Consider the following 15254-nt stretch of genomic DNA (forward strand, 5'->3'; position numbering starts at 1 on the left):
GCTTTCGCGTCTTTGTAGTGTGGTTGTCATGGTTGAGATAATTGCAATGATTTGGTTTTTGTTCGGCAGCAGTTTCTTGCCGCCTACAGTTACATTAACGTTCTTCAGGTGTTTTGTAAAGTTATTTGAAGAATCTTAACATTTCGACCTAATTCCTAACCGGGGGGCCATTGTAGAGAACGGCCTCCCAAAATGTGTAAGTGAAGGTGGTCAACGGTTTGTCCACCATCAGCACCGTTGTTAATCACAACACGGTAGCCATTACTCAGTCCCGCTTCCTCGGCAACTCGTTTAGCGGTTAGGAGGAGATGACCTAATACTGCGTGGTCGTCTGACTCAGCCGTTGCTAGTTGCACAATGGTCTTTTTGGGAATGACCAGGATGTGAACGGGGGCTTGGGGATTGATGTCTTTGAAGGCAAGGGCTAAGTCATCTTCGTAAACAATGTCAGCAGGAATTTCCTTGCGGATAATTTTGCTAAAAATCGTCTCACTCATACAGTCCTTATTGTTACTGATTTGCTACGAGCAATTTTAAGGGTTAGACGTGCTCAAGAGGACTCAATACAGTAATTCTCCGGATTAGCTACTAAGAAGGCAAGCACTATACTGGCGAGCAGTCTCAGGCTTAGGGTGATATGCTTGCCAGGATTTGGAGTGCCTCGATTGTTGGTATTGATGCGGTCAAGGTTGGTGTCGAAGTTGATGTGTCTGGGGGCTTACCAGGAATCGTAGTAGTAGGTTTGCCGGATGCGGCGGTGCAGGAATCGCGAGAACGGGTAAAGGCGGCGCTGAAAAATGCTGGCTTTGCTTTTCCGATGCGGAAGATTGTGATCAACCTCACCCCTGCTGACTTGCGTAAGGAAGGGCCAAGTTTTGATTTGCCCATTAGTGTAGGAATTTTGGCGGCATCGGAACAAGTGAGCGCTCAGTTATTGGGCGATTATCTGTTTTTGGGGGAGGTTTCCTTAGATGGTAGTTTGCGGGCGATCGCGGGTATTCTCCCCATTGCTGCTGCGGCTCAACGCCTAGGAATTACAGGGTTAGTGGTTCCGGCTGATAATGCACGGGAAGCCGCCGTAGTGCAAGATTTAGCGGTCTATGGATTCAAACATCTTGAACAGGTGGCTGACTTTTTGAATCAGCCGGAGCGTTACAAACCGTTTCAAATTGATCGGTTAAAGGAGTTGTCTCGGTCTCGATATACAGGGCCAGATTTAAAAGATGTAAAGGGGCAGCAACATGCTCGTCGGGCATTGGAAATTGCGGCGGCGGGGGGACATAATTTAATTTTTGTCGGGCCTCCCGGAAGCGGGAAGACGATGCTCGCTAGACGTTTATCTGGTATCTTGCCACCTTTATCGTTCTCGGAAGCCTTGGAAGTGACGCAAATCCATTCCGTGGCTGGGTTACTGAAAGAGCGAGGTTCCTTGGTAAGCGATCGCCCCTTTCGTAGCCCTCATCACTCGGCTTCTGGCCCCTCTTTGGTGGGTGGAGGGAGCTTTCCCCGTCCTGGAGAAATCTCTCTATCTCACCGGGGTGTCCTTTTCTTAGATGAACTGACGGAATTTAAGCGAGATGTGCTGGAATTTTTGCGTCAGCCTTTAGAAGATGGTCATGTGACGATTTCCCGGACTCGCCAGTCGGTGATGTTCCCGGCTCAGTTTACCCTAGTGGCAAGTACTAATCCCTGCCCCTGTGGTTACTACGGCGACACTATCCAAGCCTGCACTTGTTCTCCCCGACAGCGAGAGCAATACTGGGCAAAGCTTTCTGGCCCCTTGATGGACAGAGTTGATTTGCAAGTGGCGGTAAATCGTCTTAAGCCAGAAGAAATTACGCGACAACCCCAGGGAGAAGAATCAGCAATAGTCCGGGAAAGAGTCCAAGCCGCACGCGATCGCGCTTGTCATCGTTTTCAGGCAGAACCAAGTATCAGTTGCAATGCCCAGTTACAAAGCCGTCACCTCCTAGAATGGTGTTTATTAGATGATGCCAGTCGTAGTTTATTAGAAGCCGCTATTCGGAAGCTAGGGCTGTCGGCAAGGGCAAGCGATCGCATTTTAAAAGTTGCCCGCACTATTGCTGATTTAGCCGGAGATGAGCACCTAAAAACTCACCATGTTGCTGAAGCAGTTCAGTACCGGACAATCGATAGAATGCAGTGATGAGAATATTTGTGTCAGCAATCTGCAATCGATCGGCAGATAAACGACACATCAAAAATTCGTCAGGCGGCTAATCTCACCAACGAAGATAAGCATCCCACAATCACACGAATGCCACCAAGTTATCCTGGGGGCGCACGGTGCCGTCTTTGGCTGATTACTTGACTGGTATTAACGCGATCGCCAACAGCCTGAGGTTTGTTTTGACTTGATGATTCATCCCTAACTTTTCTTTTTAGGAATCACCTGTCTCATTCCGCCCTTAGCCCCGACGGTATCACCTTGGTAGCGAGGAATAATATGAATATTCGCGTGCATCATCGTTTGACCTGCAACCCTATTGATATTCATTCCCACATTAAAACCGTCAGGCTGAAATTCTTTACTCAAAATTTCTTGCACCTTGTTAGCCATAAACCAGCAAGCGGATTGTTCTTTAAATGGCAGCTCAAAATAATTAGCAATATGACGTTTTGGTAAAACTAAAACATGACCTTTACTCAGAGGGTAGCCATCAAATATCGCATAAGCTGTCGCTGACTCGGTTAGTAAAGTTAAATTTTTATGCGGATTGCAAAATATACATTTATTAGATGAATTTCTTTGATGATTGTAATGAACATATTCATAAATTTCACAATACTCCTCTAAATGAATTGGCTTGAAAGGCAGTCTTACAATACATTGATAGGTAGGTTTTTTATAAACGTAGTGTTCTCGAAAACCTTCTTTTTTAAGATCTCTTCTGACTGCATAATAAGCCTTGCCCCCTGGCTTTAAGAGATGGGAAACTTCCATAAGAACATTAGCTTGCTCTTCAGAAAATAAAACATTTAGAACATAAAAGCAAATTATCGTATCGAACTTGCCATGAGGGTATTCTGGGAAATAATGAGGGTCATATCCCGCAATATCAAAACCTTTCTGTCGCAACAACTTGACATCATTACCGAAGCCGCAACCAAAGTCTAATATTTTACCTTGAAGTAAGTTCTGGCTCAACAAGAACTGTGCAGGAAACGACAGATGAATTCTTTCTATTGCCGTCAGGTGGCTGAATTGATTTTTCTGCTTCTTCATAAAAACCTAAAAGATGATCTTTTTTAAGATACTAATAGTATCAACGATCACCAAAATAATTAGGTCAACGAGTTATGCTAAAAGCAAGGTTTAGTAAATAGAGTATGCCAATCATTACTGCTATTGACACGTTAGAGAACGCTAGGTAATTAGAATAGAGCCATAGGAATGAGGCGTCTATTCTAATTGCAGCATTGCGTTAAGGCATAGAGCTTGAAAGGTTTCTGGATGTTATCTAGAAAACTGTAGACGAGGTAAATTACACCTTGAAGTTGTTACAGCGCCGTCATTACTTTTAGTAATTCTGATGATAAATCTGTATTAGAACTATTTTTCTTTTTAAATAAGACACCTGCCAGAAAGTAAATATTTTGCGAATAGAAGGCTTGACGATTTTTTTGTAGCTTGGCAATAGTCTGTCTAACTTTCGGTTCGCAGCTGTAGTAACCAAACTTCAGGGGAGAAATCAGAAAGTCAATAACCTGATAATCCTGAGCGATCGCGTAATCAATAGTTTCAACTGGATTAGAGTATGCCGAAATCATCAACAAAACATTCTCGCAATCTAATGAGAGAAGCTGTTTAGTAATGCTTGCTCCATCCGCACCACCATGCAAGGAAGGCATATATAGCTCGTCATCGGGTGCAGGAAGGTAAGGTGGGTTGGCAATTAGATAATTGGCATTAGAGGAAAAGTTCTTGAAGAAACACTTATTGTGAATGGTGTATTGATGGTTAAGCCGATATTGCTCAATCCTAGAACTCCCTATTTCACAAGCCGCAGAATTTAATTCATAACCTTGAACAAAGCCCTTAAATTTAATTTTAAGTAAACAATTAATTACTGGACTACCATCTCCGGCACCAAATTCGACGACGGAATCAAAACGGGTGCAGTGATTTAGCACCATTCTTTCCAGACACTGAGAATAAAACTGAGATTCTTCTGGACAGGAGAAAACTTCATTAGGTGAATAGGGTTGAACGACTGTGTTCGAGGATAATAATGCTTCTTTCATGAGATAAATTTCACCGTGTGCATTTAATGTGGAGGAGGTTGGCTGCAATACCCCCTAGAGAATCTTTCAAATGATGCTAAATCAATAGGATTGCTCTACCTATTTGAGGGCGCGAATGATGGCTGCATCGGCACGATCGCCTACCCGTTTTTCCTGGTTGCAACCCAGTATTAGTTCTCACTCTTGCCAAACAGATTTAAGGCGATCGCGTACCCACTGCAAATAAGAGGATCGCTCGTTTGTATGATGGCGCAACCCTTCGTACCGGAACAGGTTGAGCCGATTAATCAGGTAAAGAATGCGTTGCAAAAATAAGTGAGCCGCATCTACATCATCTGCTGTGTAAGCTCTCCTCAGAGCATTAGCGCTCGTCACTTCAAGACTGCTTGCTAACTCAGAGGAAGGATTTACCTGCCGCTCTAAATCTTCACGAGCTAGCCGTTGAATGAGTTGTTGTTCTACTTTGAGGAAATTAGTCAAGGGAAAAACAGACGACAATTTTTTTGATATCCCTTTGATCTCACGATCGGGACTCAAAGCTGCGGTCATATTGCGATGCCTTAAATCTTTTCTAAATTTGCTTGAGTGAACGCTGAAAATAAGGACAATCTTAAAAATTGTGTACTTCAGCTCATATAACCATAAACAAATCACATTTTCACTTCCGTCCATCCTTAGACAGAATCATCAGCTCCACATTTTGGAATGGCGAGATTAGGTTGTTTGTGCTAACTCAACTTAGGACGTGGGACGATCGCCTGGGATTTACTCGCACTTGGGTAAAGCAGAAATAAAAACTAAGCAGGACACAGGTCGTGTCGGTTGACTGATAAATCTTTGCGGGTCGGCGGGGCTGAAAATCGTGAAGCCCAACGCAGACAATACTTTCAACGATTTTACATATTTCGCATATCTCGATATACCAACCTATAAATCAAGGGGTGTAGGAGTTTTTCCAGTCAATCAACACGATCGGTTTGAATCAAGACTGAACCATCCTCATCCCTGCCTAGTCTAAGGTAGTACAACAATTCAAATGCGTTGTTGCTGCACACTCACAACCTGAAACTTTCACAGTTATGAAGAAGAAATCTTTGTTCTTATTGCCAGGGGCGATCGCATTGATGCTTGCTGCTTCCCCAATGATTCCCGTTTTGAACCAAGCGGCTGTTGCTAATCCTAGCGGCGTCGGTGGAGCGAGAATGAAATTCGGTCAACTAAATTTGACGGATGCTCAACAGGCGCAAATGCGGCAAATTCAGGAGTCTACGCGTCAGCAAATGAATTCCATTCTCACCCCGGAGCAACAGGAACAAATGCGCCTTGCTAAAGAGCAACGGCAAAGACCAAACCTGAATCTAACCCCAGAGCAACAGTCAAGGATGCAAGAGATTTGGCAGAACGCCAAGACTCAGATGCAAGCAGTGCTGACTCCTGAGCAACAGCAACAACTTCAGGAATCTCGCCAGCAATGGCGTCAACGCCGTCAGCAACAATCTGAGGGAGCAAGTCAACAATAGAACGAGCACAACAGTTCTAAATTAGGTCTTTGCTCTGCATTTGAAAGGTCGCGCGAAAAGATCTTGCCGATCAAGTGCAGAGCATCAAGAGAGCAGGGAAACATTACTATCAACTAGAGCCTATGCCCTGTGCTTAAAGATGTCTAATTGATTAGGGTGAGGGGCGCGATCGCACTACACGTCGCCTGCTTCCCAGAAGCCAACCCAACCTATGCTCAACCTTGCTGCGTGTCGTGGCGGTGCGCTTTCACTACACTGCCAAATTGAAGAGTATTAAGATTTGCCGTCTAGGTAGAATAATGGCAAATTAGCCTAGAAGTTGGAGCCGATGGAACCAGCCGCTGCTGAAAATGGATGGGTCAACACAATCGACTCAAACAACCCAGAAGTCATCGAAAACGCCCGTCAAATTATTGAAAATACCCTCTACTGCACATTATCCACCTGCTCGTCAGAAGGTTTTCCTTGGGTATCCCCCGTTTTTTTCGTCCCCGATCACAACTGGAACCTCTATTGGTCATCAGCAGTAGCAGCTAAACATTCACAAAACATTGATCACAACAATGGACGAGTCGCGATCGCCATTTTCAATTCCCATGTTAAAGAGGGGACAGGGAAAGGACTCTATTTTTACGGAACGGCATCAGAGGTAAAGCCAGAGCAAGTAGCGTCGATAATGAAACTGCTGTTTAATCGGGCTGGGAAGCAACTGCACAGAACCGTTGAGGACTATCTGTTGGACTCACCTCGCAGAATTTATCAGTTCCGACCGACAGAAGCGTGGATTTCAGGCGATCGCTTGCCAATCGAGAATCAGTTAGTGGATATCAAGATCCAGCTTCATCTCAAAGACCTGATTGGGGCGCAGTAAGAGCGATCGCCTTTGTTACTTCCGGTGAGCCTTCACTGCCCTAGACTCTATTGTGAACGCTGGAATATCTTGCAGTTCTGCTTCGCTCAGGCTGTATTGTTCGCAAACCAAACTTAAACGAGTCCCAGTGGTCTTAACCGCATTAACCGCATGGGTGAGGTCGCCCTGAAAATACAGCAGTGTATTGGCTTGTGGCTTAATCTGCCCAACTTGCCGTTTGTTCCGGCGCAGCACCAACTCTCCCCCTTGCAGATTGGACGGTACCTGCACATAAAGAACGCTAACTACCACGGGAGGCTCAACCGTTTTGCAGTAAGACCGCAAAGAGCGATCGATATGAGGATCGACGCGGGAGCCTTCTTTGAGTAGCAGGGGGTTGAGGTAGAAAGCATTACAGGTGGGTTGTAACGCTTGGTCTAAATAGGGCTTGAAGAAGGGAAACCGCCGTTCTACTTCCCCAAGTTCTGAACGTTGAAACACCACAGAAAACCCTTTAGTGCCAACGAAGTCACGGTTGAGGTTGTTGATTGCCAGATAAGAACACGCCAGAATCTCTCCTCGCAGGTCGTTGAGGTAATTACTTGAGAAGGCGTTGGGGTGTTGAGAATAGTAGTTCAAGGCGCTCAGGAGATTGAAATTAGGTGAGGAGACTAGCGAAGCAATAAGTGCCTTTGCCTTTGCTATGGTAGCTTTCCTGATGTCGCCCCTGCTTTTGCCCAACCCTTGGTAAAGCACTAGGGTTTCTAAGAGGGATGCTAAACCATTGAATCTTTTGTTCAACCCGTCAGGAAAACCATCTGCTCCTGTTGATGTTGATAGCAGCATTGACACACGCCCACATATGTGTTCCCTTCCAGCTAAGCATGGAGATGTGGGTTATCTAATCATCAAAGAAACATGCAGAAGAACCATCGCTCGGCTTTACTATCTGGCTTCCTACTACTGAGCATTTTGGGACTCAGTGCTTGCGTGGGATCAGTGGCAGACACGCCCAACTCCTCAGATTTCTCTCAGGAAGAAATAGAACAATCAGCAGACACAACAGATTCCTCCACAGAGTTTGAAGACAGAGAACTCCCTTATGACTCCCAGCAAACCGATTCGCTAGAAGAGCGTCCCGCAAGAGTGGCGCAAAATTCCTCAAACTCCGCCAGTCGTCCAACAAGACAGGTCGCTCAAAAACCCTCAGCCCCCGCTAAAGCAACTCTCAAAAACGTGAAGGTATTCTTTCCGAAAAGTCCTGAGAGTGCAGAAGATTTCACCGCTGTCAAACCCGTATGGCGAACCACCTCAAGCGAAGGTGTTGCCAGCTTTGCCATTGAACAACTGATTGCTGGCCCCACGAGTAGAGAGAAACAAAATGGTGTAACTACAGCGCTTCAGTTAAGGGGAAATTCTAACTGTGGCAAAGACTTTACTCTCTCGATCAATCAGGGTGTCGCTAGACTGCAATTTTGTCGGGATGTGCTATCTGCGGGCATTGGTGATGATGCTCGCGCCCAAAGCGCTATCGAAACAACCCTCAAGCAGTTTTCCACCATTAAATCTGTAGTTCTTTTGAACAAAAATGGCAACTGTTTGGCAGATGCAAGCGGTGACAACAGATGTTTGGGTTCAGTCAGCACTCAGCCGAAACTCAACAGAAACTCGCAACTTGCTATTAATGGTATTGGTCCTGTGAATATCGGAATGACGGTTGAGCAAGCATCACAGGCGGCGGGAATTAAACTCGTGTCGTCCAATCCCAATCCCAATCGCATCTGCGACTACTACAAACTAGCTGGAGAACCAGAGGGCGTTGTTTTCATGGTGACGAACGGTCGAATCGCTAGGGTGGAGATTGAGACAGACGATATTACCACGGTCAGCGGGGCAAAGATTCCAGATACTGAAGAGTCAGTTCAGTCACTGTATGGCGGCAACCTACAAGTAAGCAGACTTCCGTATTCAGAAGATGGTCATTTCCTGACGTTTATCCCGAAAAGCAATAGAGACAAAAACTTACGTCTCAAGTTTGTTACTAAAGGAGAGCGAGTGAATGCCATGTTGGCGGGTAAACTGCCGGAGGTGAATTACATCGAAGGTTGTTTGGATGTCCGTCCTGAAGCGTAATGGTTAAATGAGGGATAAGCGCGATCGCATCTTAATCTGAAGCAATGGGCGACTGATACATGGAGCTTATTCAAACCACGGTTCAGATCCCCGACTTCTTAGAGAAGTCGGGGATCTCAGCTTCCGTCAGTTACAATCGCTTAATGTTTGGTAGCTTAAAGCCTCACTCCTGCTTTACTCTGACAGTTATTGCTTCATCCATTAATAAACATCCCTTTACATGACCTCGGTTTTCCCTCATCAAAAAGCCAAAGCCCTGAAAACAGGTAGCCGTCGCCCTGCTAAGGAACTATGCAGCGAGTGCGGCTTGTGTGATACATACTACATCCATTATGTCAAGGAAGCGTGTGCTTTCTTAAACCAGCAGATTGCCGAATTGGAAGAAGAAGCCCACGGACGCAGCCGCGATTTAGATAACCAAGATGATTGGTACTTTGGCGTTCATCAAGATATGATGGCGGCGCGAAAAACTCAGCCGATTGAGGGGGCGCAGTGGACGGGGATTGTCAGCAGCATTGCCATTGAAATGCTCAATCGAGGCTTGGTGGAAGGCGTTGTCTGCGTTCAAAACACCAAGGAAGACCGATTTCAACCGATGCCGATTATTGCGCGGACACCAGAGGAGATTCTGGCAGCACGGGTGAATAAACCAACGCTTTCGCCTAATTTATCGGTGTTGGAGGAAATCGAGAAATCTGGGATGAAGCGGCTACTGGTTATCGGCGTTGGTTGCCAGATTCAGGCATTGCGCGCAGTCGAGAAGGAACTGGGCTTAGAAAAGCTTTATGTTTTAGGCACGCCCTGCGTAGATAACGTTACCCGTGCGGGATTGCAGAAGTTTTTGGAAACCACCAGCCGTTCCCCAGAAACAGTGGTGCATTACGAGTTTATGCAAGACTTCCGGGTTCACTTCAAGCATGAAGATGGCTCGATTGAAATGGTACCGTTTTTTGGATTGAAGACGAATCAACTTAAGGATGTCTTTGCGCCTTCCTGCATGAGTTGTTTTGACTATGTAAATTCCTTGGCAGACTTAGTGGTGGGTTATATGGGCGCACCCTTTGGCTGGCAATGGATTGTAGTTCGCAACGACACGGGGCAAGAAATGCTGGACTTGGTGCAAGAACAGCTAGAAACGCAGCCTGTAATGTCGAAGGGAGACAGACGCAATGCTGTGCAGCAAAGCATTCCCGCTTACGACAAAGGCGTCACTCTGCCAATGTGGGCGGCGAAGATGATGGGTGTGGTGATTGAACAGATTGGCCCCAAAGGATTGGAGTATGCCCGCTTCTCGATTGACTCGCACTTCACTCGCAACTATTTATACATGAAGCGCCACCATCCAGAGAAGTTGGAGGCGCATGTTCCAGAGTACGCCAAGCGGATTGTCGGACAGTACAAGTTACCTGTATCGTAATCAGCTATAAGCATAGGACTTGTAGGGGCATGGTATGCTGTGCCCCTATTCCATGAATGGGGATAGGTTGCCAGTAAAAAACAGGCTCACCTACCCTTGCTTTGAGTGAAGAGAACGGCAAACCACTCTCTAACCGTTTTATGAAACAGCAGGAATTGCCTTTAATCGGCTGGCGAGAACGGCTTTCTTTGCCGGAGTTGGGAATTATAAACGTTAAGGCAAAAATTGACACGGGGGCACGTTCTTCTGCTTTACATGCTTTCGATGTGGAAAGGTTTGAGCGTGAGGGGAAGATGATGGTACGCTTCAAAGTTCATCCCTACCAACAGGACACCTACCACACTGTTCTGGCGGAAGCCGAACTTCTCGATCAACGATCCGTTCGGAATTCCGGCGGACAAGCCACAGTGCGACCCGTTATTCAGACTCCTGTAACCCTAGGAGAGTACGTGTTTCCCATTGAATTGACTTTAACAAATCGCGATGTCATGGGCTTTCGGATGTTGCTGGGACGGCAGGCGGTACGTCGTCGCTTTTTAGTAGATGCAGGTTGCTCCTTTTTGTATGGTTCGGCTGAGAACCCTAAAATTAAGCAGATAAGTCACAAATAACGATGAAAATCGCAATTTTATCCCAGGATGCATCACTGTACTCCACTCGTCGTCTAAAAGAGGCTGGAGAAGAACGAGGACACCAGATTCGGGTGGTTGATTATGTGCGCTGTTATATGAACATCACCTCTCATAAGCCAATGGTGATGTATCAGGGAAAACCGTTGGAAAATTTTGATGCGGTCATTCCTCGGATTGGGGCGTCAAAAACGTTCTACGGAACGGCAGTGGTACGACAGTTTGAGGTCATGGGAGTCTTCAGTGCTAACGAATCGCAGGCAATTTCTCGCTCTCGCGATAAGTTGCGCTGCTTGCAAATCCTCTCCCGTGAAGGCATTGGTTTACCTGTGACGGGCTTTGCCCATTCAACACAAGATATTGACGGCTTAATCGAACTGGTTGGCGGTGCGCCGTTAGTGATTAAGCTGCTGGAGGGAACCCAAGGAATTGGGGTGGTGCTGGCAGAAACTCACCAAGCAGCGAAGTCGGTAATTGAAGCCTTTCGCGGTTTGGATGCAAATATTTTGGTGCAGGAATATATCAAAGAAGCCGCAGGTATGGATATTCGCTGCTTTGTGATTGGTGATAAGGTTGTGGCATCAATGAAACGGCAAAGCGCACCAGGAGAATTCCGCTCAAACCTGCACCGAGGCGGAACAGCGGAGAAAATCAAGTTGACGCCAGAGGAGCGAAGTACAGCGATACGGGCAGCAAAAGCAATGGGGCTGAGAGTAGCTGGGGTAGATTTGCTACGCTCAAATCATGGTTCGGTGGTGATGGAGGTAAATTCTTCACCGGGACTAGAGGGGATTGAAAAGGCAGCGGGGGTAGATGTGGCAGCAAGAATTATTGAATTTTTAGAAAAAAACGCCACTTTAGGAAAAACGCGCGATCGCATTCAGTATTAATTTTGTGAGTCGTCAGGGAAAACCGTTTAAAAATTAGGATATCTATACTTACTCAACGGTTGCTAATAGAAGAAATTGAGTAGTCAGGAATTAAATCTCGATGGTGTTGAGATACCAGCAGTGATTCGGATGGCGGGTGTGGCGATCGCACCAGGGGAACGCAAGTGCTTAGAACTTCCCGTAGGGCGTCTGCCGACACAAACGATGCTCTCGTTACCTGTCACTATCATTAATGGCTTGCAAACGGGGCCCAAGCTGTGGCTTAGTGCTGCCATCCACGGTGATGAAATCAATGGTGTGGAGATTATTCGCCAAGTTTTAGAACAAGTTAAGCCGGAGCAATTGTACGGTAGCTTGATCGCTGTCCCCATTGTCAATGTTTTCGGCTTTATCGAGCAGTCCCGCTACTTGCCGGATAGACGGGATCTCAACCGCTCGTTTCCTGGTTCTCCCCGTGGTTCCTTGGCATCCCGCTTGGCGCACTTATTTATGCGAGAAGTCGTCAGCCGTTGCACCCACGGCATTGATCTGCATACGGCTTCCCATCACCGCACGAATCTGCCGCAAGTGCGTGCAAATTTACAAGATGCAGAAACCTATCGCTGTGCTAAGGCGTTCGGTGCGCCGATGCTGATTCATGCCACCACCCGCGATGGTTCCCTACGGCAAGCCGCAACTCAGCGAGGCATCCCTGTACTGTTGTATGAAGGGGGAGAAGCACTGAGGTTTGATGATTATGCGATCGCCATCGGTGTAAAAGGCATATTGCAAGTGATGAATCACCTGGGAATGGTGCAGTTGGGGTTAACGCCCCCTGCTGCGCCACCGATGGAAGTCAAAGAAAGTAAGTGGATACGGGCGCGGCGCAGTGGCATTTTTCATCTGAAGGTTACTTTAGGTCAACAAGTAGAAAAAAAACAGCTCTTAGGCGTTATTTCTGATGCCTTTGGTGAAAGCACCTTCAACACCTATGCTCCCTGTAATGGTGTAGTTATCGGTTACACGCAAAATCCTTTAGTGAACCAGGGAGATGGAATTTTGCATCTAGCCGTTTTCGATGCTCGTTCTGACAAGAAGGAGTAATCTCGTCGTTGTAACATTAACGAGCGATCGCATTCTAGTAACCTCTGTGATTAGTAATTAAAAAATTGAAATAAAAGATTGAGTCGTGAGATCAAAAGGGGTTAATAACTGTTTTAACGTAGTTTTGTTTTCCCTAAATTCCGCGTTAGATAGGTTGTAATTATTTATTAATAGATTAGCTATGTTGCTTATAAGTAAAAGCAGTATTTGTGTTTTAGATATCAGAAAATTTATGGAAATATAAAATTAACATGACAGACCACGATCGCCTATTTAAAGAGCTAATCACTACCTTTTTTGTGGAATTTTTAGAACTCTTTTTTCCCGAAGTTCTTACTTATCTCCAAGCAGACTCTCTGGAATTTATTGATAAAGAACTCTTTACTGATGTGACGGCGGGTGAGCAGTATGAAGCCGATTTGCTCGTGAAAGCTAGATTTAGAGCACAAGACTCCTTCTTTCTGATTCACGTCGAAAACCAAGCGAGTCCTCAATCTGACTTCGGATGGCGGATGTTTCGCTACTTTGCACGTCTCTACGAAAAATTTGCCCTACCCGTATATCCCATCGCTCTATTTTCTTTTGATACTCCTCGACGCCCAGAACCCGACGTTCACCGAGTGGAATTTCCTGACCAAGTGGTTCTGGAGTTCCACTATCAGGTGATTCAGCTCAATCGCCTGAATTGGCGAGATTATCTACGTCAGCCGAATCCCGTCGCCAGTGCACTGATGGCAAAGATGAACATTGCCACCGAAGAACGTCCTAGAGTGAAGCTGGAATGTCTGCGGCTACTAGCAACCTTGCGCCTCAATCCGGCACGGATGCAGTTAATTTCTGGGTTCATCGATACATATTTGCGTCTCAATGCAGAGGAGGAGCAACGTTTCCAAGTGGAAATCAGTAGCATAGAACCACAGGAACAGGAGGTGGTTATGGAAATTGTCACAAGTTGGATGGAGCAAGGGCTACAACGGGGAAGACAGGAGGGAAGACAAGAGGGACAGTTAGCGCTGATTAGGCGGCAACTGACGCGGCAAGTTGGTGCAGTTGAGCCGGAGTTGCAGGAGCGTATTTCTCAGTTATCGCTGACTCAGATGGAGAATTTAGCGGAGGCGCTGTTGGATTTTTCGGCGGTGGCAGATTTGGAGAGCTGGTTGGATAGCCAAGAGCGCTAAAAACCATACTCTTTTTAAGGGCGATCGCGCTTCAACCATTCCCTGAGAGTCAACTTTACTTAAAGACTGCACTCATTAACAAAAATCGTAGTTAACGTCAAGCCCAAACAGAGTAACAGCTTTATTGACCACTCCTAATTTGAGCAGATAGTAGATATAAGCGCTTAACTAGATGAGAACTGCCGATCAAAGAACAGTTTCTCTATCTCTTTTGCCCCTACAAAGATGAGGAAAAGTATTCACAGAGGAGTTGATAAAGTTTAATAGTTGCACCCTGAGTAGTTGTACTTTCCTGCCGTTAAACTGCTCGCTTTGTTTTCAACGTTACGTTGACACCTTCACTGGATTGTTCCAGCACTAGCAAAGGAGTCGGCTTCGCTTTTTGATCCCAGTTGATAACGACAATACGACCTTGAATTGTCGGTTGCCAGCTATCATGGTCTTCAGCGGGACTGAGGAAAGTTTCAATACAATCAATAATTTGGCTAATAGTAGCGGAAGTTGATTGGGTAGGCAGTTTCATTAATCTGATCTGAATCCGGAAAAGTACCCGTTTGATGCGCTTACCACCACTTTCCGTTTCATATATGACGTCAAATATTTCATCAACTTGACGCCCCGCTGTCGAAGCAATACCAATTGCGGCTTGAGCAGCTTGATTTGGACGAAGCGCCACACTAATGAGTTGCTTAACCCTGATCTTAATTTGGTTGACGATCGCAAAGTGAAACACCTCTTCATCCATTCGCATTCTGAGGTAATCCAAGTTGAACTCGCGGGAGTGAACCAAGTCTGGATTTCGCTCCATTTTCTTGATCGTCTCTAGCGCCAGCTTCAGCTTTTTCTGGAGGTCTTTGGTTTTAAACTGCTCAAACTTGAGGGCTTTCGTCTGTTTGTCTAGTTGTAACTTGCCGTACGCGGCTAAACCCACTAGCAGTAAAAGCAGCCCGACTGAAGTCAACATCCATATTCCAGCGGGCTGAGATCCAGACCCGGCAACAGTGACAGGCGAGGGTGACGGCTGTGCCGGAGCAACGGTAGGCGACTTTGCAGGGGCTTGAGCCAATATTGGTTCTCTGGGAAAGGAAAAAGTAGACATGGTTACTACTGGCTGGAACTACATAACTATTTTTAGAATGCCCTTGATTAGGGAAATAATTGAATTATTATCCCGGCAACTTAAGTTATTAGTCAGTAGCCTGTGACTGTTGTTCATCGCTGATGAGCAATAGTTTATCCCCCATCCCCAGTCGCCAAGACGCTTCTAACGTAGCTAACGCCAATTCCC

16 protein-coding genes are annotated in these 15254 nt (G+C 46.1%); 10 read left to right on the forward strand and 6 right to left on the reverse strand.

Annotation, left to right across the window (positions count from 1 at the left end):
- Positions 1–155: 155 nt before the first annotated feature.
- Positions 156–497, reverse strand: coding sequence for a histidine triad nucleotide-binding protein (locus AC5JR3_RS06360; RefSeq protein WP_495844132.1), 342 nt, complete (start codon positions 495–497; stop codon positions 156–158).
- Positions 498–637: 140 nt separating this feature from the next.
- On the opposite strand from AC5JR3_RS06360, the gene AC5JR3_RS06365 reads away from it, so the two are divergent.
- Together AC5JR3_RS06365 and AC5JR3_RS06370 are read left to right on the forward strand one after the other, a co-directional pair.
- The gene (locus tag AC5JR3_RS06365) at positions 638–2167 is read left to right on the forward strand and encodes a YifB family Mg chelatase-like AAA ATPase (RefSeq protein ID WP_495844134.1); all 1530 of its coding nucleotides are present in this window, start codon (positions 638–640) and stop codon (positions 2165–2167) included.
- A gap of 9 nt (positions 2168–2176) precedes the next feature.
- Positions 2177–2332, forward strand: coding sequence for a hypothetical protein (locus tag AC5JR3_RS06370; RefSeq protein ID WP_495844136.1), 156 nt, complete (start codon positions 2177–2179; stop codon positions 2330–2332).
- Between the two features lie 57 nt (positions 2333–2389).
- Here AC5JR3_RS06370 and AC5JR3_RS06375 read toward each other — a convergent pair whose 3' ends face one another.
- The 3 genes from AC5JR3_RS06375 to AC5JR3_RS06385 all read right to left on the reverse strand — a co-directional run bounded on the left by AC5JR3_RS06375 (position 2390) and on the right by AC5JR3_RS06385 (position 4815).
- Positions 2390–3247: an HIT domain-containing protein gene (locus AC5JR3_RS06375; RefSeq protein ID WP_495844138.1), complete on the reverse strand. Its 858-nt coding sequence runs from the start codon at positions 3245–3247 to the stop codon at positions 2390–2392.
- A gap of 275 nt (positions 3248–3522) precedes the next feature.
- Positions 3523–4266 carry a class I SAM-dependent methyltransferase gene (locus AC5JR3_RS06380; protein WP_495844140.1) on the reverse strand — a complete coding sequence of 248 codons (744 nt, stop codon included), beginning with the start codon at positions 4264–4266 and terminating at the stop codon, positions 3523–3525.
- A 177-nt stretch (positions 4267–4443) separates the two neighbouring features.
- A complete protein-coding gene (locus tag AC5JR3_RS06385; protein WP_495844142.1) occupies positions 4444–4815 on the reverse strand; it encodes a hypothetical protein in 372 nt (123 codons plus the stop codon).
- Between the two features lie 530 nt (positions 4816–5345).
- Here AC5JR3_RS06385 and AC5JR3_RS06390 point away from each other — a divergent pair.
- Both AC5JR3_RS06390 and AC5JR3_RS06395 read left to right on the forward strand, forming a co-directional pair.
- A complete protein-coding gene (locus tag AC5JR3_RS06390; RefSeq protein ID WP_495844144.1) occupies positions 5346–5786 on the forward strand; it encodes a Spy/CpxP family protein refolding chaperone in 441 nt (146 codons plus the stop codon).
- Between the two features lie 328 nt (positions 5787–6114).
- Positions 6115–6657 carry a pyridoxamine 5'-phosphate oxidase family protein gene (locus AC5JR3_RS06395; protein ID WP_495844146.1) on the forward strand — a complete coding sequence of 181 codons (543 nt, stop codon included), beginning with the start codon at positions 6115–6117 and terminating at the stop codon, positions 6655–6657.
- A gap of 15 nt (positions 6658–6672) precedes the next feature.
- On the opposite strand, the gene AC5JR3_RS06400 is transcribed toward AC5JR3_RS06395, so the two are convergent.
- On the reverse strand, positions 6673–7275 hold the full coding sequence (locus tag AC5JR3_RS06400) for a 2OG-Fe(II) oxygenase (RefSeq protein WP_495844255.1): 603 nt from the start codon (positions 7273–7275) through the stop codon (positions 6673–6675).
- Positions 7276–7554: 279 nt separating this feature from the next.
- Here AC5JR3_RS06400 and AC5JR3_RS06405 point away from each other — a divergent pair, with 279 nt between their 5' ends.
- The 6 genes from AC5JR3_RS06405 to AC5JR3_RS06430 all read left to right on the forward strand — a co-directional run bounded on the left by AC5JR3_RS06405 (position 7555) and on the right by AC5JR3_RS06430 (position 13966).
- On the forward strand, positions 7555–8769 hold the full coding sequence (locus tag AC5JR3_RS06405) for a GerMN domain-containing protein (RefSeq protein WP_495844148.1): 1215 nt from the start codon (positions 7555–7557) through the stop codon (positions 8767–8769).
- Positions 8770–8989: 220 nt separating this feature from the next.
- Entirely contained in the window at positions 8990–10186 is a 1197-nt protein-coding gene (locus tag AC5JR3_RS06410) for a Coenzyme F420 hydrogenase/dehydrogenase, beta subunit C-terminal domain (RefSeq protein WP_495844150.1), read from the forward strand.
- 140 nt (positions 10187–10326) lie between these two features.
- The gene (locus AC5JR3_RS06415; protein WP_495844152.1) at positions 10327–10797 is read left to right on the forward strand and encodes an ATP-dependent zinc protease family protein; all 471 of its coding nucleotides are present in this window, start codon (positions 10327–10329) and stop codon (positions 10795–10797) included.
- Positions 10798–10799: 2 nt separating this feature from the next.
- Positions 10800–11705 (forward strand): 30S ribosomal protein S6--L-glutamate ligase, encoded by a 906-nt coding sequence (rimK, locus tag AC5JR3_RS06420; RefSeq protein ID WP_495844154.1) that lies wholly within the window; start codon positions 10800–10802, stop codon positions 11703–11705.
- Between the two features lie 129 nt (positions 11706–11834).
- A complete protein-coding gene (locus AC5JR3_RS06425) occupies positions 11835–12788 on the forward strand; it encodes a succinylglutamate desuccinylase/aspartoacylase family protein (protein ID WP_495844257.1) in 954 nt (317 codons plus the stop codon).
- Positions 12789–13039: 251 nt separating this feature from the next.
- Entirely contained in the window at positions 13040–13966 is a 927-nt protein-coding gene (locus tag AC5JR3_RS06430) for an Rpn family recombination-promoting nuclease/putative transposase (protein WP_495844156.1), read from the forward strand.
- A 298-nt stretch (positions 13967–14264) separates the two neighbouring features.
- Here AC5JR3_RS06430 and AC5JR3_RS06435 read toward each other — a convergent pair whose 3' ends face one another.
- Positions 14265–15065, reverse strand: a complete 801-nt coding sequence (locus AC5JR3_RS06435) for a hypothetical protein (RefSeq protein ID WP_495844158.1) — start codon at positions 15063–15065, stop codon at positions 14265–14267.
- Between the last annotated feature and the right edge of the window lie 189 nt (positions 15066–15254).

The organism is Kastovskya adunca (genome assembly GCF_059505785.1).